The sequence below is a fragment of the Streptomyces sp. CA-250714 genome (assembly GCF_050936705.1).
GTDB lineage: Bacteria > Actinomycetota > Actinomycetes > Streptomycetales > Streptomycetaceae > Streptomyces.
Genome location: NZ_JBNJMI010000002.1, coordinates 2,502,047 through 2,522,938, shown reverse-complemented (window position 1 = coordinate 2,522,938; position 20,892 = coordinate 2,502,047). Strand labels below are relative to the sequence as shown.

The 20,892-nt window shown below is 70.6% G+C and carries 15 protein-coding genes; 7 read left to right on the top strand and 8 right to left on the bottom strand.

All coding sequences use genetic code 11. The features are described from left to right. Positions 1-16: 16 nt before the first annotated feature. Positions 17-1,885 carry a TIGR03767 family metallophosphoesterase gene (locus ACQEU8_RS30185; RefSeq protein WP_433106657.1) on the bottom strand — a complete coding sequence of 623 codons (1,869 nt, stop codon included), beginning with the start codon at positions 1,883-1,885 and terminating at the stop codon, positions 17-19. Positions 1,886-2,072: 187 nt separating this feature from the next. On the opposite strand from ACQEU8_RS30185, the gene pepN (ACQEU8_RS30180) reads away from it, so the two are divergent. Further along, positions 2,073-4,703: an aminopeptidase N gene (gene pepN, locus ACQEU8_RS30180; RefSeq protein ID WP_433106655.1), complete on the top strand. Its 2,631-nt coding sequence runs from the start codon at positions 2,073-2,075 to the stop codon at positions 4,701-4,703. Between the two features lie 118 nt (positions 4,704-4,821). Here the strand turns inward: pepN (ACQEU8_RS30180) and snpA are convergent, their stop codons facing one another. Then, positions 4,822-5,514, bottom strand: a complete 693-nt coding sequence (snpA, locus tag ACQEU8_RS30175) for a snapalysin (protein WP_433106653.1) — start codon at positions 5,512-5,514, stop codon at positions 4,822-4,824. 244 nt (positions 5,515-5,758) lie between these two features. Here snpA and ACQEU8_RS30170 point away from each other — a divergent pair, with 244 nt between their 5' ends. Beyond that, positions 5,759-6,733, top strand: a complete 975-nt coding sequence (locus ACQEU8_RS30170) for a LysR family transcriptional regulator (RefSeq protein WP_433106651.1) — start codon at positions 5,759-5,761, stop codon at positions 6,731-6,733. A gap of 185 nt (positions 6,734-6,918) precedes the next feature. Here ACQEU8_RS30170 and pepN (ACQEU8_RS30165) read toward each other — a convergent pair whose 3' ends face one another. Next, positions 6,919-9,573, bottom strand: coding sequence for an aminopeptidase N (gene pepN, locus ACQEU8_RS30165; protein ID WP_433106649.1), 2,655 nt, complete (start codon positions 9,571-9,573; stop codon positions 6,919-6,921). Positions 9,574-9,762: 189 nt separating this feature from the next. Here pepN (ACQEU8_RS30165) and ACQEU8_RS30160 point away from each other — a divergent pair, with 189 nt between their 5' ends. Further along, positions 9,763-10,392, top strand: a complete 630-nt coding sequence (locus tag ACQEU8_RS30160) for a mycothiol-dependent nitroreductase Rv2466c family protein (RefSeq protein ID WP_433106647.1) — start codon at positions 9,763-9,765, stop codon at positions 10,390-10,392. A gap of 125 nt (positions 10,393-10,517) precedes the next feature. Here the strand turns inward: ACQEU8_RS30160 and ACQEU8_RS30155 are convergent, their stop codons facing one another. Together ACQEU8_RS30155 and ACQEU8_RS30150 are read right to left on the bottom strand one after the other, a co-directional pair. After that, positions 10,518-11,165: a superoxide dismutase gene (locus tag ACQEU8_RS30155; RefSeq protein WP_433106645.1), complete on the bottom strand. Its 648-nt coding sequence runs from the start codon at positions 11,163-11,165 to the stop codon at positions 10,518-10,520. Positions 11,166-11,337: 172 nt separating this feature from the next. Next, positions 11,338-12,792 (bottom strand): amino acid permease, encoded by a 1,455-nt coding sequence (locus ACQEU8_RS30150; protein ID WP_433106642.1) that lies wholly within the window; start codon positions 12,790-12,792, stop codon positions 11,338-11,340. Positions 12,793-13,155: 363 nt separating this feature from the next. Between ACQEU8_RS30150 and ACQEU8_RS30145 the strand changes: the two genes are divergently transcribed. Beyond that, the gene (locus ACQEU8_RS30145; RefSeq protein ID WP_433106640.1) at positions 13,156-13,761 is read left to right on the top strand and encodes a biotin transporter BioY; all 606 of its coding nucleotides are present in this window, start codon (positions 13,156-13,158) and stop codon (positions 13,759-13,761) included. A 62-nt stretch (positions 13,762-13,823) separates the two neighbouring features. Here the strand turns inward: ACQEU8_RS30145 and ACQEU8_RS30140 are convergent, their stop codons facing one another. Beyond that, positions 13,824-15,371: an amino acid permease gene (locus ACQEU8_RS30140; protein ID WP_433106638.1), complete on the bottom strand. Its 1,548-nt coding sequence runs from the start codon at positions 15,369-15,371 to the stop codon at positions 13,824-13,826. Between the two features lie 205 nt (positions 15,372-15,576). On the opposite strand from ACQEU8_RS30140, the gene ACQEU8_RS30135 reads away from it, so the two are divergent. Both ACQEU8_RS30135 and ACQEU8_RS30130 read left to right on the top strand, forming a co-directional pair. Further along, entirely contained in the window at positions 15,577-16,062 is a 486-nt protein-coding gene (locus ACQEU8_RS30135; protein WP_433106636.1) for a ribose-5-phosphate isomerase, read from the top strand. A 3-nt stretch (positions 16,063-16,065) separates the two neighbouring features. Beyond that, entirely contained in the window at positions 16,066-16,899 is an 834-nt protein-coding gene (locus ACQEU8_RS30130) for an Fpg/Nei family DNA glycosylase (protein WP_433106634.1), read from the top strand. A gap of 6 nt (positions 16,900-16,905) precedes the next feature. Here the strand turns inward: ACQEU8_RS30130 and ACQEU8_RS30125 are convergent, their stop codons facing one another. Then, on the bottom strand, positions 16,906-18,159 hold the full coding sequence (locus tag ACQEU8_RS30125) for a GNAT family N-acetyltransferase (protein ID WP_433106631.1): 1,254 nt from the start codon (positions 18,157-18,159) through the stop codon (positions 16,906-16,908). Between the two features lie 148 nt (positions 18,160-18,307). On the opposite strand from ACQEU8_RS30125, the gene ACQEU8_RS30120 reads away from it, so the two are divergent. Beyond that, positions 18,308-19,471, top strand: coding sequence for a PP2C family protein-serine/threonine phosphatase (locus ACQEU8_RS30120; RefSeq protein WP_433106629.1), 1,164 nt, complete (start codon positions 18,308-18,310; stop codon positions 19,469-19,471). A 208-nt stretch (positions 19,472-19,679) separates the two neighbouring features. Here ACQEU8_RS30120 and ACQEU8_RS30115 read toward each other — a convergent pair whose 3' ends face one another. Then, on the bottom strand, positions 19,680-20,879 hold the full coding sequence (locus ACQEU8_RS30115; protein ID WP_433106627.1) for an acyltransferase family protein: 1,200 nt from the start codon (positions 20,877-20,879) through the stop codon (positions 19,680-19,682). Between the last annotated feature and the right edge of the window lie 13 nt (positions 20,880-20,892).

Sequence of the window (20,892 nt, the reverse complement as noted above, 5' to 3'; positions counted from 1 at the left end):
TGAAACGGCCACCGGGTCACGGCTTGCGGAGCAGCAGTTCGGTGTTGCGGTCCCCTTCGCCGCCCTCCAGCCCACGGCGCGTTCCCGGGGCGTTGAACGCCAGCTCCCGGTAGAGCGCCGCCAGCCCGGTCTGCGACAGATCGGTGAAGTCCGTACGGTGCGGTGCCGCCGACTCGATGAGGGTGGTGAACAGGGAGAGGGTGCCGTCCTTGTTGTCCACCAGCTCGACGGTGCGCGCCAGTTGCGGATAGTCGATGTGGGAGGCCGTGCTGATCTCCCAGAACGTGCCGTGCGGGGTGATCCGGTTGCGGTGGCTGTGCCCGTTGATCCAGGCCACCGCGTGCGGGGTGTCCCGCAGCAGCGACAGCAGCTCCTCGCCGCCTTCCGGAGTGGTGGTGCTGGTGTGGTGGCTGAAGATGAGCGCGTACATGTCGTCGTGCTCCGCCAGCTTGCTCTTCAGCCAGCGCAGCTGCGCCCTGCCCACGCGGCCCTTGTAGTGCCCGTCGCGTCGGGTGGTGTCCAGGCTGTAGCCCATCACGTCGTCGGATATCCGGAACGTGTAGTACAGCGTGCCGTCCTCGGCGTTCGCCTCCGTGTACCCGTGCCCGGCCGGGCCCCGCCCCTTCGCGTGCGGGCGTGCCAGGGTGCGCAGGTACTGGCGCGGGGTGACCGGAGCGCGCTTGGGGTCCGGGGTGACGGTGCGCATCCGGCGCCGCTCGGAGCGCAGCATCTCCTCGAACAGCTTCCCCTTGGGGTCGAGGCCCTTGTCCACGGCCCGCCACAGCTGCCCGGCCTGCGCCTTGGGCAGGTCCATCAGCTTCCGGTCACCGACGGAGAAGTCGGCGAAGAAGCCGCGCGCGTCCCCGGCGGCGAAACAGCCGCCCGGCAGGGCGTCATGGTTGCCGACCGTGGCGTACCAGGGCAGCTTCAGACCAGGGCTGGTCACCTGCCGGACAGCGGCCCGCAAGAAGCCGTGCATCCGGGGGTAACCCACGTTCTTGTCGCGGTCACGCACGTCGGAGTCCGGCTGCCAGAAATCCCGCAGCCCGGAGTCCTGCACGCCCTCGTACAGCATGGGCTCGCCGGTGTTGGGGGTGATCCGGCCACCGCTCATCACCTCCACGAACCATTCCAGTTCGGCGATCGAGTTGTTGTCGGTGTTGTCACCCGTGGTGACGACGCAGGAGAGCGGGGAGCCCGTGGCGGGCCCGCCGGTCAGCGCGTTGACCCGCTCGACCAGCGAGACGGCACCGGCGACCGACAGCGCCTCCTGCGGCCGCCACGCGCTGGCGGTCTCCGCGCGCAGATACTCGTAGCGCAGCGGGTGCTGCACATCCACCAGATGCAGGTCCGTGAACTGCACGAACGCTGCCAGCGGTACGGCCTTCGCGGCGCGCTGCCGGTCGGCCGGCGCCAGGTCGGTACGTACGACACGGCGCCAGCCCGGCCCGGTCACCAGCCGCTTGTACGGTCCGTCCCCTGAGGGCACCGCGAGCTCGGTGAGGGTGGTGCCGGCGCCCGGCTCGTCCCCGGTGGACGGGGCGTGCGCGGCGCGGCGTACGGACCTGCCGGGGGCGGGCGGGGGGACAGGGGAGCGCGCGGGCGCCGGTGCGGTCACCAGCGCGAGCGTCGCCGCGGCCCCCGCGGACCCGGCGAGCCCCAGCACCCGACGGCGCCCGAGGCCGTGCGAGGGCGGGTGGAGCCGGGCCGCGGCGGCAGCGCAGTCGGTACGGGACGGGGGATCGGTGCGGTGAGTGGGGGAAGCGGAATCCGTGAGGAAAGCGGAATCCCTTGGGGGAGCGGAATCCGTGGGGGAAATGGAGTCGGTGGGGGAAGCGGAAGAGGGAGCGGAGTCGGCGGGCCAGAAGCGGCTGCGACGGGGCATTCGGTCTCCCGGTAGCGGAGTTTCCAGGGGGCGGGGAACCCCCTCATCCGTTTCATCGGCGATCCGGATGACCCCTGTCTGAACTGCGGGGGAACGTCCGCCACCAGCTGTCACAACCGCGTGCAAGTATGGCTTCAGCAATCACTACGACAGCGCCGAGATCCGCGAGAGTGGGGAGACCAACGAAGTGCCTGGCACGAATCTGACGCGCGAAGAGGCCCAGGAGCGGGCCCGGCTGCTCACCGTGGACTCGTACGAGATCGAGCTGGACCTCAGCGGTGCGCAGGACGGGGGGAACTTCCGCTCCGTGACGACGGTCCGCTTCCACGCGGCCGAGGCGGGCGACACCTTCGCCGACCTGATCGCGCCCACTGTGCACGAGGTCACCCTCAACGGTGAATCCCTCGACCCGGCCGCCGTCTTCGCCGACTCCCGTATCGCCCTGCGCGGACTGCGCCCCGGCCCCCAGGAGCTGCGCGTCGTCGCGGACTGTGCCTACACCAACACGGGCGAGGGTCTGCACCGCTTCGTGGACCCGGTCGACGACCAGGCATATCTCTACACCCAGTTCGAGGTGCCGGATGCGCGCCGGGTCTTCACCACCTTCGAGCAGCCGGACCTGAAGGCCACTTTCCAGTTCACGGTGCGCGCCCCCGAGGGCTGGACGGTGATCTCCAACTCTCCGACTCCGAAGCCTGCGGACAACACGTGGCGGTTCGCCCCCACGCCGCGGATCTCCACTTACATCACCGCGATCATCGCCGGCCCGTACCACTCGGTGCACAGCAGCTGGGAAGACAAGAGGGGCCTGAGCGAAGCTCAGTCCAGTGTGGGCGGTGGCGGGCGACGGGAGGGCGAGAGCCGCAGCGTGCCGCTGGGGATCTACTGCCGCCCCTCGCTGGCCGAGTATCTGGACGCCGACGCGATCTTCGAGGTCACCCGCCAGGGCTTCGACTGGTTCCAGGAGAAGTTCGACTACGCGTACCCGTTCGAGAAGTACGACCAGCTCTTCGTGCCCGAGTTCAACGCGGGCGCCATGGAGAACGCCGGCGCGGTCACCATCCGCGACCAGTACGTCTTCCGCTCCAAGGTCACCGACGCCGCCTACGAGGGCCGCGCCGAGACCATCCTGCACGAGCTGGCCCACATGTGGTTCGGCGACCTGGTCACCATGGAGTGGTGGAACGACCTGTGGCTGAACGAGTCGTTCGCCACCTACACCTCCATCGCCTGCCAGGCGCACGCCCCGGGCAGCCGCTGGCCGCACGCCTGGACCAGCTTCGCCAACCAGATGAAGACCTGGGCCTACCGCCAGGACCAGCTGCCGTCCACCCACCCGATCATGGCCCCGATCCGGGATCTGGACGACGTACTGGTCAATTTCGACGGCATCACCTACGCCAAGGGCGCCTCCGTCCTCAAGCAGCTCGTCGCCTACGTCGGCATGGATGAGTTCTTCCAGGGCGTCCGCGCCTACTTCAAGCGCCACGAGTGGGGCAACACCCGGCTGAGCGATCTGCTGACCGCGCTGGAGGAGACCTCGGGCCGCGATCTGAAGACCTGGTCGAAGCTGTGGCTGGAGACCGCCGGCATCAACGTCCTGCGGCCCGAGCTCACCACCACCCAGGACGGCACCCTCACCGCGCTGGCCATCCGCCAGGAGGCCCCCGCACTGCCCGCCGGCGCCACCGGTGAGCCGACACTGCGCCCGCACCGCGTCGGCGTCGGCTTCTACGACCTGGTGGACGGCAAGCTGGTCCGCACCGACAGCGTCGAACTCGACGTCGAGGGGGAGCTGACCCAGGTGCCGCTGCCCCGCGAGCGCAAGCGCCCCGACGTGCTGCTGCTCAACGACGGCGACTACACCTACACCAAGGTCCGGCTGGACCCCCAGTCGCTGGCCACCGTCACCCAGCACCTCGGCGACTTCGCCGACCCGCTGCCGCGCGCCCTGTGCTGGGCCTCGGCCTGGGACATGACCCGCGACGCCGAGCTGTCCGCCCGCTCCTACCTCGATCTGGTGCTCTCCGGTATCGGCAAGGAGTCCGACATCGGCGTCGTCCAGTCCCTCCAGCGCCAGGTCAAGCTCGCCCTCGATCTGTACGCGGCACCGGCCTGGCGGGAGACCGGGCTCACCCGCTGGGCCGAGGCAGCGCTGGAGCAGCTGCGCGCCGCGGCGCCCGGCAGCGACCACCAGCTCGCCTGGGCCCGTGCCTTCGCCGCCGTGGCCCGTACGGACGCCCAGCTCGATCTGCTCGCCGCGCTGTTGCACGGCAGCGAGACCATCGAGGGCCTGGTCGTCGACACGGAGCTGCGCTGGGCGTTCCTGGAGCGGCTCGCCGCCACCGGCCGGGCCGACGAGGCGGAGATCGGCGCCGAGCTGGAGCGGGACGCCACCTCGGCGGGCGAACGGCACGCCGCCGCGGCCCGCGCCGCGCGCCCCACACCGGAGGCCAAGGCGGAGGCGTGGCGGGCCGTCGTGGAGAGTGACACTCTGCCCAACGCGGTCCAGGAGGCCGTCATCTCCGGCTTCGTCCAGACCGACCAGCGGGCCCTGCTGGCGCCCTACATCGAGCGCTACTTCGCCGCCGTCAAGGGCGTGTGGGAGCAGCGCAGCCACGAGATGGCCCAGCAGGTCGCCATCGGGCTCTACCCGGCGCTGCACGTCTCCCAGGAGACCCTGGAGGCCACCGACGCCTGGCTCGCCTCGGCCGAGCCCGGTGCCGCGCTGCGCCGTCTGGTGACCGAGTCCCGGGCGGGCGTCGAACGGGCGCTGCGGGCCCAGGCAGCCGACGAGGCGGCAGGCACCGCCGGCTGACGCATGCCGCCCCGCGGTGGGGCGGCACTCGTGCACCGGCCCCCGGCCGACTGGCCGGGGACCGGTGTGTGGGGAGGTTCAGCCGACGGTGCGGCTCACTTGAACAGAGCGGTGCGGCTCACTTGAACAGAGCGAGGTTCTCGAACGTGACGTCGGCGACGCCGTTCGCCCACAGCTGCTCGACCTTCGCGCGCTCGGCAGCGTCGGGCTTGTCGTTGGTGCAGGACGGGCCGGGGCCGCCGCCGGACATCAGTTCGCTGCACGGGCCCTCGTAGTGGTCCGGCAGACCGAGCACATGGCCGGTCTCGTGTGCGACGACGCGGTTGGAGTCGTACTCCTGGTTCTGCGCGTAGTCCAGGAAGATGTAGCCGTTGCCGTGCCCGTCGGTGGAGGCGTAGCTGCCGCGCGGGTCGTTCCCCTCGCGGTAGTCGAAGGTGGCGCCGCCGCCCTCGGCCAGTTTCACGTTCTGCACGGCGGAGTTCCACACGTTGGTGCTGTTGGCTATCTGGTTGCGGAAGGTGGGCGCGCCGCTGGCGTCGTAGTTGATGGTGACCTGCTGGATGCCGGGCTTCTCGGCCTGCTTCTTGAGCGCTTCCCTGACGATGAGCTTGAAGAACTTCTCGTTGTCGCGCTGGTTCTCGCCGACGAAGCCCTGCGTGGTGGGGGTGGCGTGGGAGGCCGCGTCGGAGCGGGTGGCGGGTGCGGTGGAGGCACCGTCGTCAAGGGCCGTTGCGGGTGCGGCACCCAGGCCGAGAGCGACGGTCACGCCCAGGCCGAGCGCCGCCGAAAGAGCCGATCTGCGGTATCTCATGGGGGGTCTCTCCTCGAATTCCGAGGAACCGGCGCCGCTCTGGGATGTTGGCGTGGGGGGCGCCGCCGGTCCCTCCGGACGGATTCCTGCTGCGGGAGAGTGTGTTCGAGCGCGCGGCGTTCCGGAATGATGCCAACTCCCGATAGGACCGGTGAATCCCCCCGTGCCGCAGGGGCGTTCGCGGTACGTTCACCAGCACGCAGCTGTCTGGTGTGGTGTGCGACACCGCCGTTATGCTCCGCGTGTGGAGCTCGAAGTGAGGCACCTTCGTGCGCTGTGTGCGATAGCCGACACGGGCAGCGTGCACAAGGCGGCCCGCCAGCTCGGCATGACGCAACCCTCGCTGACGACCCAGCTCAGGCGGATCGAACAGGCCGTCGGTGGCCAGCTCTTCAACCGTGAGCGAACCGGCAGCAGGCCCACCCCTCTCGGCCGCACCGTCCTCAACCGGGCCCGGCCGATCGTCGCGCAGATGGCCGAGCTGATCCGCGAGGCCAAGGACGCGGCCGGCCTCGGCCAGGCCGGACCCGGTGCCCGGCTGCGGCTCGGCAGCACCGGCAGCAGAGCCGTCCCCGGCTGGCTGCGCCGGCTGCACAACCGGCTGCCGGACGCCGACATCACGTTCCAGACCAACGTCTCCGCGAACACGCTGCTGCGGATGGTCGCGGGCAACCAGCTCGACGTCGCCTTCGTGCACGAGGTGGAAGGCTCACCGCTGCGGGTGCCCGACGGTGTCGAACTGCGCGTACTGGTGCGGCGCGAACCGCAGTTCGTCGCCGTGCCCGCCACCCATCCCGCGGCGCGGGCCGGGCGGGCCGTCGCCGTCGCCGAGCTCGCGGACGAGAAGTGGATGGTCGATCCGTCGGTCGACGGCGACTGGGACGGGCTGCGGCGGGTGTTCGCCGCCGCACGGATCGATCCGCGGGTGGTGTACGGCGACTATCTGTCCGCCGGCGATCTTGTCGCCGCTGGGGAGGTCGTCACGCCCTGTCAGCCGACGTCCCAGCCGCGGCCGGGGATGTCCATCGTCCCGCTGGCGGGCGATCCGCTCGGCGTCCGGCTGGTGGTGGGCTTCCGCACGGGATGGGGGCCGGGCGCCGAGCGCGATGCCGTCTTCGACGACCTGCGGGCCTCCTACGAGGAGATCGCCCGGAGCAGCCCGGCCTACGCCCGCTGGCTGTCCGCCCAGCAGAACTCCGGGCTTCCTGTGGTGGCTTGAGCAGAACCCCCGTGGCCCCTTGAGTAGAACCCGGGCTCCCTTGAGCAGAACCCGGGCCCCCGGTGGTGGCCTGAGCAGAACCCGGGCCCCCGTGATGGGCTGAACAGAAGCCCGGGCTCCCCGTGATGGCCCGAACAGAAGCCCGGGCTCCCCGCGACGGCCCGAGCGCGGGCGCCCTCCGCCGGTTACACCCCCGCGTCCGCCCGTTGGGCGCGCAAGGCGCGGGCCAGGTCGTCCCGGGACTCGGCGACGAGGCGCCGGAGGGCGGGCGCGGCGTGCGGATGCCCGGCCAGCCATGCGTCGGCGGCGTCCAACGTGGCCTGGTCCCCCTGCGAGGCGGGGAACAGGCCCCGCACGATGGCCATGGCGATCTCGATCGACCGCGCGGCCCAGACGGACTCCAGCGCCTCGAAGTACCGCGGCGCGTACGGCGCGGTCAGCTCGGCCTGCCCGGGCTGGTCGAAACCGGAGATCGTCGCCTCCACCAGGGCGTTGGACAGCGCGTCGGACTCCACCACGGAGGCCCACGCCTGTGCCTTCACGGCGGGGGAGGGCCGGGCGGCCAGGCACCGCACCTGGTGCCGCTTGCCGGAGGCGGTGTCGTCCCGCGCCAGCTCGGCGTCGATGACGGACTCGTCCGCCGAGCCCTCGGCGGCGAGCGGCTCCAGGAAGGTCCAGCGCAGCTCCTGGTCCACCTCCAGGCCGTCGATCCGCGCCGTGCCGTCCAGCAGCCCTCGCAGCAGGCGCAGTTCCTGCTCGCCGGAGGCGACGGAGGCCAGGAAGCGGGCCCAGGCCAGCTGATGCCCGCTGCCGGGTTCGGCCTGCCGCAGCTGGGTGACGGCGCCCTCCGACAGCAGCCGGGCGCCCTTGGCACGCCAGTCGCGCGCCGTGTAGCGGTCGAGGGCCAGCTTCGCCTGGCCGTGCAGCATGTGCAGGACGCCGATCTCGGTCTCCCGTCCGGCGAACCTGAGCACCAGGTCCAGGAAGTCCCGCGCCGGCATCAGCCCGTCGCGGGTGAGGTTCCACACCGCGGACCAGCACAGCGCCCGCGCCAGCGGGTCGGTGAGCTCGCCGAGGTGGTCGCGCAGGGTCGCCAGGGAGACCTCGTCGAAGCGGATCTTGCAGTAGGTCAGGTCCGCGTCGTTGACCAGCACCAGATCGGGCCGCTCGGCGCCGGCCAGCTCGCCGACCTCGGTGCGGGGGCCCGCCACGTCGACCTCCGCGTGTGCGTACCGCTCCAGGGCGCCGCGGGCCGGATCGCGGCGGTAGAGGCCGACGGCGACCCGGTGCGGGCGCAGGGTGGGGTGTGCCTCGGACTCGGCTTCCTGGAGGACGGCGAGCCCGGTGACCCGGCCGCCCGCGTCGTAGGTGAGCTGCGGGGTGAGGGTGTTGACCCCGGCGGTCTGGAGCCACGCCTTGGACCACTCGGCCATATCGCGTCCGGAGGTCTCCTCCAGCGCGGACAACAGGTCCTCCAGCCGGGTGTTGCCCCACTGGTGGCGCTTGAAGTAGCGCCGGGCGCCCTCCAGGAAGGCGTCCTTGCCGGCGTAGGCGACGAGCTGTTTGAGGACGGAGGCGCCCTTGGCGTAGGTGATGCCGTCGAAGTTGAGCTTGGCGTCCTCCAGGTCCCGGATGTCGGCGGTGACCGGGTGGGTGGAGGGGAGCTGGTCGGCGCGGTAGGCCCAGGACTTGCGGCGGTTGGCGAAGGTGATCCAGCCGTCCCGGAAGCGGGTGGACTCCACCAGCGAGAAGGCGCCCATGAAGTCCGCGAACGACTCCTTGAGCCACAGGTCGTCCCACCACTCCATGGTGACCAGGTCGCCGAACCACATATGGGCCATCTCGTGCAGGATGACGTTGGCGCGGCCCTCGTACGAGGCGTCGGTGACCTTGCCGCGGAAGACGAACTCCTCGCGGAAGGTCACACAGCCGGGGTTCTCCATGGCGCCGATGTTGTACTCCGGCACGAACGCCTGGTCGTACTTGCCGAACGGGTACGGGTAGTCGAAGTGGTCGTGGAAGAAGTCCAGCCCCTGCTTGGTGATGGTGAAGATGTCGTCGGGGTCGAAGTGCCGCGCCAGCCCCTTGCGGCACAGCGCGCCCAGCGGGATCTCCAGCTCGCCCGCCCGTCGCCCGCCACCGCCCACACTGGACTGAGCTTCGCTCAGGCCCCTCTTGTCCCCGAACGTGCGGCGGTAGGTGTCGGCGACGTAGTGGTACGGGCCCGCGACGACGGCGGTGATGTACGTCGAGATCGGCTGGGTGCGGGCGAAGCGCCACAGCGCCGACCCGCCGTCGTCGACCGGACGCGGCTCACCCTGCTGTGCGCCGTTGCTCAGCACCTTCCAGCTCGCCGGTGCGGTGACGGTGAAGTCGAACGGGGCCTTGAGATCGGGCTGTTCGAAGTTGGCGAAGACGCGGCGCGCGTCGGCCGGCTCGTACTGGGTGTAGAGGTAGACCTCGCCGTCCTCGGGGTCGAGGAAGTGGTGCAGGCCCTCGCCCGTGCGGCTGTAGGCGCACTGCGCGTCGATCGTCACCTCGTTCGAGGCGCGCAGTCCGGGCAGGGTGACCCGGGCGCCGTCGAAGACCTCTTCGACGTTCAGCGACTCGCCGTTGAGGGTGATGGAGTGGACGTGCGGGGCCACCAGGTCGGCAAAGGTGGTGGCGCCCTCCTCGGCGCACTCGAACGTGATCGTCGTCGTCGAGCGGAAGGTGCGCGGTCCGGTGGCGGGGGGCGGTTCGATGGCCGAGCGCAGGTCCAGCGCCACGTCGTACCCGCTCACGGTCAGCAGCGCCGCCCGCTGCCGGGCCTCGGTGCGGGTCAGGTTCTCTCCGGGCACGCCGGGCTCCCTCTCCTCATCGGCTGCGGCCCAGCCGGCAGGGCGGACCGCATGGTCGACAACCTGCTCAGGATCGCACGCGGTACCGACACGGCATACCCGGGAATGCGATCGGCCGCCCGGTACGTTGTCGCCGTTCGAGACCACGTTTGAAACTGCCGAACACCGTCGCACTGCGGAGGAGAACGCATGCCGGACAAGACGCCTGCCGATTTCTGGTTCGATCCGCTGTGCCCGTGGGCGTGGATGACCTCCCGGTGGATGCTGGAGGTCGAGAAGGTACGGCCGGTCGAGGTCCGCTGGCACGTGATGAGCCTGGCGGTGCTCAACGAGAAGCGGCTGGACGAGCTTCCCGAGAACTACCGCGAGATGCTGGGCCGCGCCTGGGGGCCGGTCCGGGTCTGCATCGCCGCTGAGCAGGAGCACGGCAACGAGGTGCTGGGGCCGCTCTACACGGCGCTCGGCACCCGCGCCCACCCGGGCGGGCGGTCGCTGGACCGCGAGGTGATCCTGGAGGCGCTGGAGGAGGCGGGGCTGCCCGCCTCGCTGGCGGACGCCGCCGATTCGGACGCGTACGACGCGGCACTGCGCGTCTCGCACGAGGAGGGCATCGGCCTGGTCGGCCAGGAGGTCGGCACGCCCGTCATCGCCGTGCCGGGTGCGGACGGCCACCGGATCGCCTTCTTCGGCCCGGTGGTCACCCCCGCACCCAAGGGCGAGGCCGCGGCCAAGCTGTGGGACGGCACCCTGATGGTGGCCTCCACCCCCGGTTTCTTCGAGCTCAAGCGCACCCGCGACATCGGCCCGATCTTCGACTGAGCCGGCTCGCCCGGAGTGCGAGGGCCCCTGCGTGTCCCGTCCACGCAGGGGCCCTCGCTGTTTTCCGCCCCCGGAACGGTGAGAAGACGATCACGAGGGAGGAAGTCCATGGCGGCGCCGCTCGGCTACGGCGCCAGCAGCAGGTTGTTCGCGCGCTCCTTCGCGGCGGTGTAGCGGGCCGCGACGTCCTGCCAGTTGACGACGCGCCACATGGCCTCGACGAAGTCGACCTTCTGGTTGCGGTACTGGAGATAGAACGCGTGCTCCCACGCGTCGAAGACGAGGATCGGCACCGAGCCCTGGCCGACGTTGCCCTGGTGGTCGTAGACCTGCTCGACGATGAGCCGTCCGGTGACCGGCTCGTACGCCAGCACGCCCCAGCCGGAGCCCTGGGTGGTGGCCGCCGCCTTGGACAGCTGGGCCTTGAACTTGGCGAAGCTGCCGAAGGATTCGGCGATGGCGTCCGCCAGCTCGCCGGTGCCGTCCTTCTCCAGCGGTTCGCCGCCACCGTCGCCGGTCATGTTCTGCCAGTAGATGGTGTGCAGGATGTGCCCGGACAGGTGGAACGCGAGGTTCTTCTCCAGCCCGTTGATCGACCCCCACTGGTCCTTGTCACGGGCTTCCGCCAGCTGCTCGAAGGTGTCGTTGGCCCCCTTCACATACCCGGCGTGGTGCTTGTCGTGGTGCAGCTCGATGATCTCGCCGCTGATGACCGGCTCCAGCGCGGAGTAGTCGTACGGCAGCTCCGGCAAGGTGTAGGTCGCTGTCGACATGCCCTCTCGCCCTTCGCTCGCTATTGCATATTACTTGCAACAAGAACGTAGCAGCAACAGGACGCGAAAGAGCGGAGCGCCCCCGCCGTCGGGGGCGCTCCGCTCGCTGTGCTCTCGGCCCGAAGTCCTAGGCCCTGCCGGGCTGCTAAGGCACCGTCAGTTCCTGTCCGGGTCAGGCGTCCTCCGGAATCGCCGTACTCGGCCGCCTGCGCTGCCGCAGATATCCGGCGAGGGCCAGCACCACCGTCAGACCTGCGGTGAAGGCCAGCTGGGTGCGTGTGTCGCCCTCGCGCAGCATCAGCAGCAGTACGGCCGCGATGCCCGCCAGCGCGACGATGGTCAGCCCGGGGAAGAGCCACATGCGCACCACCAGCTTCTCGGGCGCGTCACGCTCCAGCCTGCTGCGGGTGATGAGCTGCGAGACGGCGATGAAGCCCCACACCACCAGCGTGGCCGCACCGACCATGTTCAGCAGCCACTGGAAGACCGTCTTCTCCCAGAAGATGTTGAACAGCACCGCCACGAAACCGAAGAGGGACGAGGCGATCACCGCGTAGCGCGGCACCCCCTGCGCGCTCACCCGGTTCAGGAACGCCGGGCCCTCGCCCCGCTCCACCAGGGAGTAGGACATCCGCGAGGCGCCGTAGATGTTGGCGTTCATCGCGGACAGCAGCGCGATCAGCACCACCACATTCATGATCTGCGCGGCGGCCGGGATGCCGACGTAGTCCAGCACGGCGGCGTACGGACCGGCGAGCACCGACTTGTCGTTCCACGGGATCAGCGTGACGATCACCAGCATCGAGCCGACGTAGAACAGCGCGATCCGCCACACCGCGGTACGTACCGCCTTGGCGACGCCGGAGACCGGCTTCTCCGACTCGGCCGCCGCGATCGTCACCGTCTCCAGGCCGCCGAACGCGAACACCGAGGCGAGCAGCCCGACTATGAGTCCGTCGGCGCCGGTGGGGAAGAAGCCGCCGTCGCCGGTCAGATGGCCGGCCCCCGGCGAGTCGGTGCCCGGCAGCAGGCCGGCTATCGCGAGGACGCCCAGCACCAGGAAGGCGCTGATGGCGAGCACCTTGATCGCGGCGAACCAGAACTCGTACTCGCCGAAGTTGCGCACCTGCGCCAGGTTGGTGGCGCAGAAGACGAGCATGAACAGCGCGACCCACATCCACTGTTCGGTCTCCGGCAGCCATCCCGTCATGATCTTCGCCGCTGCCGTCGCCTCGGTGGCGATGGCCACGCACAGCAGCGTCCAGTAGATCCAGCCCGCGGTGAAACCCGCCCAAGGTCCTAGGGCCCGCTCGGCGTGCACGGAGAAGGAGCCGGAGGCCGGGCGGGCCGCCGACATCTCGCCGAGCATCCGCATCACCAGCATCACCAGCGCACCGGAGGCGGCGTACGCGAGGACGATGGCGGGCCCGGCGGCGGCGATGCCCGCGCCGGAACCGACGAAGAGGCCCGCGCCGATGACACCGCCCAGGGCGATCATGGACAGGTGGCGCTGCTTGAGGCCGTGCGCGAGGGTGCGGCGGGTCGGATCGGTGCCGTCCGGCGGTCCGGCCGGCCGGGTGGGTTCGCCGGGGGAGTGTGGCGCGTCGGAGGTCTCGGTGCGCGTCATCAGTGGCCGTTCCTGGGGTGTGTGAGGTGGTGAACGGGGAACAGAGCGGTTCGTGTGCCCCCGCAGCCTTGGGGGAGACTGCTGTCGGCACAGTCTTGGTGAGGCTGCCCCGGCACAGCAATAATCGTGCAGTGCTTTCCGCATTGCGGACAGTGGCTTTTCGGCGCCCGGCTGCGGCGGACCGGTGTGAGCCGAGGTGAAACCGGGTGAGCAGGGCCTGCGTGCGCTCGCACTGTCGCCAACCTCACGCCCCGCTCACGCTCGGCGCACGAGCGGATTCGGCTAGCGTCAACGCGCACGAGGCCGTCGTCCTGCGCGCCCGTGCCTGCTTCTACCAGCTCGCACACTTCACGGAGATGCCAGATGAGTGCCCTCACTTCCGCAGCCACGCCGCGTCCGGGAGCCGTGCTCGCGGATCTGCTGCCCGCCTCCAGTGCCGCCCGCGCCCGGGTCCGGGATGTCGCCCTTGTCGCCGGTGGCGCCGCGCTGACCGGGGTGGCCGCCCAGCTGTCGGTGCCGATCCCGGGTTCGCCGGTGCCGGTCACCGGTCAGACCTTCGCCGCGCTGCTGGTCGGCGCCGGACTGGGTGCCGGACGCGGCTTCCTCGCCCTGGCGCTGTACGCGGCGGCGGGGATGGCCGGAATGCCGTGGTTCGCCGAGGCCTCCGCCGGTGTGGGGATGCCCTCGCTCGGCTATGTCTTCGGCATGATGCTGGCCGCCGCCGCCGTGGGCGCGCTGGCCCGCCGCGGCGGTGACCGTGGCGCGCTGCGTACGGCGGGGACGATGGCCGTCGGCATGGCGGTGACCTACGCGATAGGCGTCCCCTACCTGGCGGTCTCCACCGGTATGTCGGCCGGTGAGGCGGTCGCTGCCGGGCTGGTGCCGTTCCTGGTCGGTGACGCCGTCAAGGCCGCGCTGGCGATGGGCGCGCTGCCCGCCGCCTGGAAGCTCGCGGGCCGCAAGAGCTGACATCCGTCCGTGATGAGGGCCCGGCGTCGTACGGCGCCGGGCCCTCATCCGTGCTGCCGGGCTCAGCGCTTGGTGCCCTGCGGGTCCGGCTCGGCGGCGGGCTCCGGCACCCGGGCGTCCGCCGGGCCATCCGCCTCGGGGCCGACAACTGCACCAGCCGCTGCGGCACCCGGCGAGCCCGGCTGCCGGGCCGCCCCCTGCTGGACCCGGTCCTTGACCAGCGAGGCCACCAGCACAACGGCGGCAACGGCCAGCGAGAGCAGCATCTGGGTGCGCCCGTCGGGATCGGTGAACATGTAGCCGATCACAAAGACGATCAGCCCGATCGTCGCGTACGTCAGATACGGGTACAGCCACATCCGCACCGTCAGCAGCTCCGGCGTCTCCCGCTCGATCCGGCGCCGCATCCGCAGCTGCGAGGCGCAGATCACCAGCCAGACGAAGAGCGCGACGGCGCCGGAGGAGTTCAGCAGGAACTCGAAGACGGTGTCCTTGGCGATGTAGTTGAAGAACACCGCCACGAAGCCGAAGGCCACCGACGCCAGGATCGCCGTGGTGGGCACGCCGCGCGCGTTGGTGCGGCCGAAGGAGGCCGGCGCGTCCTTGCGCTCACCCAGCGAGTAGGCCATCCGCGAGGCGGTGTAGAGGCCGGAGTTGAGACAGGACAGCACGGCGGTCAGCACGACGATGTCCATCACGGTGCCCGCGTACGGAATGTCCAGCGCATTGAGCACGGCCACGTACGGGCCCTCGGTGGCGATCGCCTTGGAGTCCCACGGCAGCAGCGAGACGATCACGAAGATCGAGCCGAGGTAGAACAGGCCGATCCGCCAGATCACGCTGTTGACGGCCTTGCGTACGGCGGTGACCGGGTTGGGCGACTCGGCGGCGGCCAGCGTGACGATCTCGCTGCCCATGAACGAGAAGACCACCAGCAGCATCCCGGAGAGGATCGCCCCCGGACCGTTGGGCAGGAATCCGCCGTTGCCGGTCAGATTCTCCAGCCCGGCGAAGTGGTCGGCGGGCGGCAGGCCCACGAAGGCGATCAGGCCGACGACGATGAACGCGACGATCGCGACGACCTTGATCCCCGCGAACCAGAACTCGAACTCGCCGTAGGACCCGACGGAGATCAGGTTGGTGCCGGTCAGCACCACCATCACCAGCAGGGCCCAGCCCCACTGCGGTACGTCGGGCACCCAGCCCTCCAGGATCTCCGCGGCCGCCGTCGCCTCCACGGCGAGCACCACGGACCAGAAGAACCAGTACAGCCAGCCGATCGAGAACCCGGCCCAGCGGCCCAGCGCACGGTCGGCGTAGGTGGAGAACGACCCGGAGGTCGGATCGGCGGCGGCCATCTCGCCGAGCATCCGCATGACCAGGACGACGAGCAGCCCGGCCAGCGCGTAGGACAGCAGAATGCCGGGGCCCGCGTCCGCGATGCCGGCTTTGGAACCGACGAACAGTCCGGCGCCGATGACACCGCCGATGGCGATCATGGACAGATGGCGGTTCTTGAGGCCCGCCTGGAGGCCGTCGCCGCCGTTCCGGGTCGACGGCGGGCTCTGTGGCGGCTCCCCCGACGTACGCGGGGTGTGCTGAGAACTCATGGGGCAGCCGGCTCCTATGCGTCGTTCACGGATTGAGCGATCACATGAAACGGCCCGTACCGCTCCCTACGGAAGAGGTGAATCCCGATTGTTGCCTAAGGAACATCGAGGAAACGGCGCGTACGGCTGAGAAACACATCCTGCTACGCCTCGTAACGCGCCCTGCGCGGCTCGCGGGCCGGCGGGGATGGCACACTTCTGCCTCATGCGCGTGTACCTCGGCTCCGATCATGCCGGTTTCGAACTGAAGAACCACCTCGTCGAGTGGCTCAAGGGCGCGGGCCACGAGCCCGTCGACTGCGGCCCCCACATCTACGACGCCGAAGACGACTACCCGCCCTTCTGCCTCCGCGCCGCGGAGCGCACCGTGGCGGACAGCGGCTCCCTCGGCATCGTCATCGGCGGCTCCGGCAACGGCGAGCAGATGGCCGCCAACAAGGTCCCCGGCGCCCGCTGCGCCCTCGCGTGGAGCACCGAGACGGCGGCCCTGGCACGCGAGCACAACGACGCCAACCTGATCAGTGTGGGTGCGCGGATGCACACCACCGAGGAGGCCGTCTCCTTCGTGGAGACCTTCCTGAACACCCCCTTCTCCGAGGGCGAGCGCCACCAGCGGCGTATCGGAATGCTCGCCGACTACCAGCGCACCGGTGAGCTGCCGCCCGTCCCCGCCCACCACCCGCAGTCCTGAGCCGTGCCCGAGGGTCACACCATCCACCGGCTCGCGCGTGATGTCGCGGACCGGTTCGCCGGGCACCCGCTGGACGCCTCCAGCCCGCAGGGCAAGTTCGCGGACGGCGCCGCGTTGCTGGACGGCGCTGCGCTGACCGCCACCGAGGCGCACGGCAAACATCTGTTCCTGGGCTTCGGCCCGCTCGGCTGGGTGCACATACACCTCGGCCTGTACGGCACCCTCCGCTTCGGCGAGGGCCCGCCGCCCGCACCCGTGGGACAGGTCCGGCTACGCCTCGCCACCCGCCCCGGCGCCCACCCCGAGGGGCCGCTGCGCTACGCCGAGCTGCGCGGCCCCACCCGGTGCGAACTGCTGGCCGAGCCCGAGAAGCAGGCGATCAGCGACCGGCTCGGGCCCGACCCGCTGCGCCCCGCCTCGGACCCCGAGGCCGCCTGGGCGCGGATCTCCCGCAGCCGCACCAGCATCGCCGCGCTGCTCATGGACCAGAAGATCGTCGCCGGGGTCGGCAACGTCTACCGCGCCGAGGTGCTCTTCCGGCACGGCATCGACCCGTACCGCGCGGGACGCGATCTCACCCGCGCCGAATGGGAAGCCATCTGGTCGGATCTGGTCACGCTGATGACCGACGGGGTGCGCAAGAACCGCATCGACACCGTGCGCGACGAGCACACCCCCGAGGCCATGGGACGCCCGCCGCGCGTGGACGACCACGGCGGCGAGGTCTACGTCTACCGCCGGGCCACCCAGCCCTGCCTGGTGTGCGGCAGCCCGGTGGCCACCGCCGAACTCGCGGCCCGCAACCTGTTCTGGTGCCCCACCTGCCAGCGGTCCTGACCCGCCTCAGAACCCGTGCTGCAGCCATGGCTGCAGCTCGCTCGCGAAGGACACCGCCGTCGCCCGCAGCGCCCCCGAACCGGGCCGCTCCTCACGCACCAGCCCGGCCCCGGCCAGCGCCGTCAGCGAGGCACCGCCCAGGTAGGCGCGGCCCAACTCCCGTACGGACAGCGACAGATCGGCCGCGTCCCGGGTCGGCTCGCACACCGCCCCCTTCTCGTCGCCCGACAGCCGCCATCGCCCGGTGTTCCACGGACAGAAGGCGTCCTCGACCTCCAGCACCACATCCACCGGGGCCGCATAGCAGCGGGCCGCCAGCGCGGCGCCGACGTCCACCGGACGCAGATACAGCGAGTCCCCGACAGCCGTCCCGCACCGGCGCGGATCGCTCACCAGGTGCAGCCACGGATCGTCCAGCGGCCGGTTGTCGGTGACGATCGACGTCGTCAGGTCGATGCCCCACAAAAACCGCCAGAGCGCGGCATATCCAGCCGGATCGAGCGCCTCCAGCTCCCGCAGCCGTACCTCGCCGTCCGGCGCGTCCGTCTCGGTCCACTGCATCTTCACCGCGTAGCGGGCGTACGCCACCGGCTCCCCGTCGCGCAGCGCCACCACACAGCGCAGCGGCGAGGCACCCTCCCGGCTGCGCTCCGGGTCGAGCAGCGGCATCCGCTCCCATCCGGGGCGCCGCTGGAGCATCCCCGGACGCCTGGGCACCGCACGGGCGTAGACGGTCTCGCACTCTTCCAGCAGCGACGCGGCATCGTCCGACTGGCGCAGTCGCAGCCCGTCCGCCTCGGCCGCCAGGCCGGCGGGCAGCTCCAGCGCGACCCTGCTGGTGTCGATCTCGGCCGAGAGGCACTGCGCCGCCAGCCCGTACCCGAATCGGCCGTAGATCGCCGCTTCCGACGCCGTGAGCACCGCCAGCGGTTCCTCGCCCGCGGCCCGCAGCTCTTCCAGCTGCCGCCGCATCATCGAGCGGAGCAGACCCCGCCTGCGGTGCGTGGGCGCCACACTCACCATCGTCACCCCGGCCGTCGGCACAACGGCGCCGCCGGGCACCGTCATCCGGAAGGACAGCAGCCCCGCCGTGGCCACCGGCCGGTCGTCGTCCCAGATCCCGATCGACCGCTCGACCTCGGTCAGCGCCCGGTACAGCTCCCGCTCTTCCGACGACTCCCCGGAGGCGAAGGCGCTCAGCAACACGTCGTACCAGGCGTCCCACTCCGACGGCTGAAGAACCTGCGGTTCACTTGTCATACAGCCATCCCTAGCAGGCAGTTCGAACGCGGGCGAACGTTTTTCACCCGCGGGCGCGCCGCCCCCTGTGCGCGCGGACCGCCCGCACGCCCCCTGGCCGGTGCCGGGAATCGACGGGCCGCCGAAGGGGTGGCTAGGCTCCCTGACCATGGCGGAACGCCGTGCGGGACTCATTGCAGCGACGGCCCGGTCGCACCAGGCGCACAAGGCATGGCACCGGGTCCGCACCAACCTGCGCAAGTCCGCTGTCGACTACTTCAGGGGCGGCGCCTCCGACTGGGTCGCACTGGCCGGTCTCCTGCTCACCGTCCCCGCTCTGGCCTGCGCCACCATCCTCACCCCGCTGTGGTGCGCCCCCGAGGCGCTGGTGCTGCCGCTGATCGCGGGCGGACTGCTGCTGCGGCCCGCCAGCCTGCTGGCGCTGTACGCGGCCGCCGCCGTGGCGCTGATGGTCGAGTCACTGCTGCTGAGGCCGTGGGAGATGGCCGACGGCGCGGGACGCGTCACGCCGGGCACCATCCTGGTCGTGGCGGCCGCCGGGCTCTCCGGGCTGCTCATCGCGCAGTTCCGCAGCCGGGTCGGGGTGCCCTGGCGGCGCGGCGGCACCATGCTCTTCGACCTGCGCGAACGCATCAGGGTGCAGAGCAAGTTGCCCAAACTGCCCGCGGGATGGCACCACGAGATGGCGCTGCGCCCGGCGGGCGGGCAGTCCTTCTCCGGCGACTTCGTCGTCGCGGCCCGCACCGGACCGGGCCGCCGCACCCTGGAAGTCGTGCTCACCGATGTGTCCGGCAAGGGCATGGACGCCGCGTCCCGGGCGCTGCTGCTGTCCGGCGCCTTCGGCGGACTGCTGGGCTCGCTGCCCCCGCACGCCTTCCTGCCGGCCGCCAACGGCTATCTGCTGCGCCAGTCCTGGGACGAGGGCTTCGCCACCTCCGTGCACCTCGTCCTCGACCTGGAGAGCGGCGACTACGAGCTGCTGTCCGCGGGGCACGTGCCCGCGATGCAGCTCAACGCCGGTTCCGGCAAATGGGAGGAGAAGGCCGCCGAGGGCCCGCTGCTGGGGGTGTACGACGGAGCCGAGTTCGACCCGGTCAAAGGGACGCTGCGGCGCGGCGATGTGCTGATGCTCTTCACCGACGGCCTGGTGGAGACCGCCGACCGCGATCTGACCGAGGGCATGGACCGGCTCACCGGTGAGGCCGACCGCTACGTCGCCTCCAGCTTCCACGGCGCGGCCTGGCACCTGATCGAGTCGGTGGCACGGGACGTCAACGACGACCGGGCGCTGCTGCTGATCTGCCGCGACTGACGGCAGCTCACGCCGACTCCGGCAAACGGCGGTGTTCCGGATCACCCGCTGTCCTGACGTTCGAAAGCGCCGCTCGGCGGGACCAACGAAGCGACCGGCAGGGCCAACGAAGCTCTATCGGCAGGGCTGACGAAGCGACCAGCGCGACCAACGAAGCGGCCCCCTCCCGCAGTTGCGGAAGAGGGCCGGAACACACCCGGACGCGGGGCTACTTCTTGCGGTGGGAGGCGACGGGCCTGCCCGACTCCCTGCGGCGGGCCATGGCACCGGGGTCCCGCTTGAAGAACCAGTCCATCTTCGGCTCGATGACGAACTTGAACATCCGGGTCACCCACGGCGTGCACAGCACCGTCATCATCGTGGCCGCCAGCAGCGTGATGGCGACCCGGCTCAGCGGGTGGTCGACCCAGTCCATCTCGTACCAGTCGAACTGCCGCGAGCTCTGGATGAAGAAGATGTGCAGCAGATAGGCGTACAGCGTGCCGGCGCCCAGTGGCGTGAACCACATGAGCCGCCGCGGCACCCAGGACAGGAAGCAGGCCGTCATCACCAGGCCGCAGCCGAACAGCGCGAGATACATCACCGCACCGGCCCAGGACGGGACGTGCATGTCGGCAGCCGCCTTGTCGTGCAGGAACCACGCCTTGGACATCCGGGGCACAGCCCAATAGGCGAAGACCATCGTGCACAGCGTCACCGGCACCGCGAGATACCGCGCCTGCTTGCGCTTGACCAGCTGGAAGTGGTGCGGGCGCAGCTGAAGGCCGAGGACGAAGAACGGCAGGAACTGCGCCACCCGCATCAGGTTCAGGTCACCGCTGATGGACGGCGTCACACTCGCGGCGGCGCCAATCGCCAGCGCGACGGGCACCGGCCAGCGCAGGCTCTTCCACAGCGGTGTCGTCAGCCGCCAGAGGAACAGCGCGCACAGGAACCACAGCGCGAACCCGGGCTCCTGGAAGTGGAACTCACGGTCAGGGTCGTCGTTGGCCCACCGCATGAAGTACGTGTAGGCGAACTGAATCGCCAGGTAGGGCACCACGACCCCGGTGACCAGCCGCTGGACCTGCTTGGGCTTGCCCTCGAAGCTCCTGGACAGATAGCCGGAGATGATGATGAAGGCCGGCATGTGGAACGTGTAGAGGACGTAGTAGAGCGCCTCGGTGGCACGGCTGTCGCTGCGCAGCGGGTCCCACGCGTGGCCGATCCCGACGAGCACGATCGTCAGGTACTTCGCGTTGTCGAAGAACGGGTCCCGCTGCTGGGCTGCTGGCTTCTTCTGCGCCTTCGCGGGCTGCGACTTCGCAGGTTGCTCCACGGACGCCGGTGGCGTCTGGGAGGGGGACTCCTGGCGGACGGGGGGGAGCGGCGCCCGCTCATAACCAGCGTGCAACATCTGCCGCACCATAGCGGTTGAACAT

Excerpts from the sequence above, each read along its gene's own strand:
- ACQEU8_RS30140 (WP_433106638.1), bottom strand. The coding sequence starts at position 15,371 with ATGAGTTCTCAGCACACCCCGCGTACGTCGGGGGAGCCGCCACAGAGC.
- ACQEU8_RS30115 (WP_433106627.1), bottom strand. The coding sequence starts at position 20,879 with ATGGTGCGGCAGATGTTGCACGCTGGTTATGAGCGGGCGCCGCTCCCC.
- ACQEU8_RS30185 (WP_433106657.1), bottom strand. The coding sequence starts at position 1,885 with ATGCCCCGTCGCAGCCGCTTCTGGCCCGCCGACTCCGCTCCCTCTTCC.
- snpA (WP_433106653.1), bottom strand. The coding sequence starts at position 5,514 with ATGAGATACCGCAGATCGGCTCTTTCGGCGGCGCTCGGCCTGGGCGTG.
- ACQEU8_RS30155 (WP_433106645.1), bottom strand. The coding sequence starts at position 11,165 with ATGTCGACAGCGACCTACACCTTGCCGGAGCTGCCGTACGACTACTCC.
- ACQEU8_RS30145 (WP_433106640.1), top strand. The coding sequence starts at position 13,156 with ATGAGTGCCCTCACTTCCGCAGCCACGCCGCGTCCGGGAGCCGTGCTC.
- ACQEU8_RS30120 (WP_433106629.1), top strand. The coding sequence starts at position 18,308 with ATGGCGGAACGCCGTGCGGGACTCATTGCAGCGACGGCCCGGTCGCAC.
- ACQEU8_RS30125 (WP_433106631.1), bottom strand. The coding sequence starts at position 18,159 with ATGACAAGTGAACCGCAGGTTCTTCAGCCGTCGGAGTGGGACGCCTGG.
- ACQEU8_RS30135 (WP_433106636.1), top strand. The coding sequence starts at position 15,577 with ATGCGCGTGTACCTCGGCTCCGATCATGCCGGTTTCGAACTGAAGAAC.
- ACQEU8_RS30150 (WP_433106642.1), bottom strand. The coding sequence starts at position 12,792 with ATGACGCGCACCGAGACCTCCGACGCGCCACACTCCCCCGGCGAACCC.
- ACQEU8_RS30160 (WP_433106647.1), top strand. The coding sequence starts at position 9,763 with ATGCCGGACAAGACGCCTGCCGATTTCTGGTTCGATCCGCTGTGCCCG.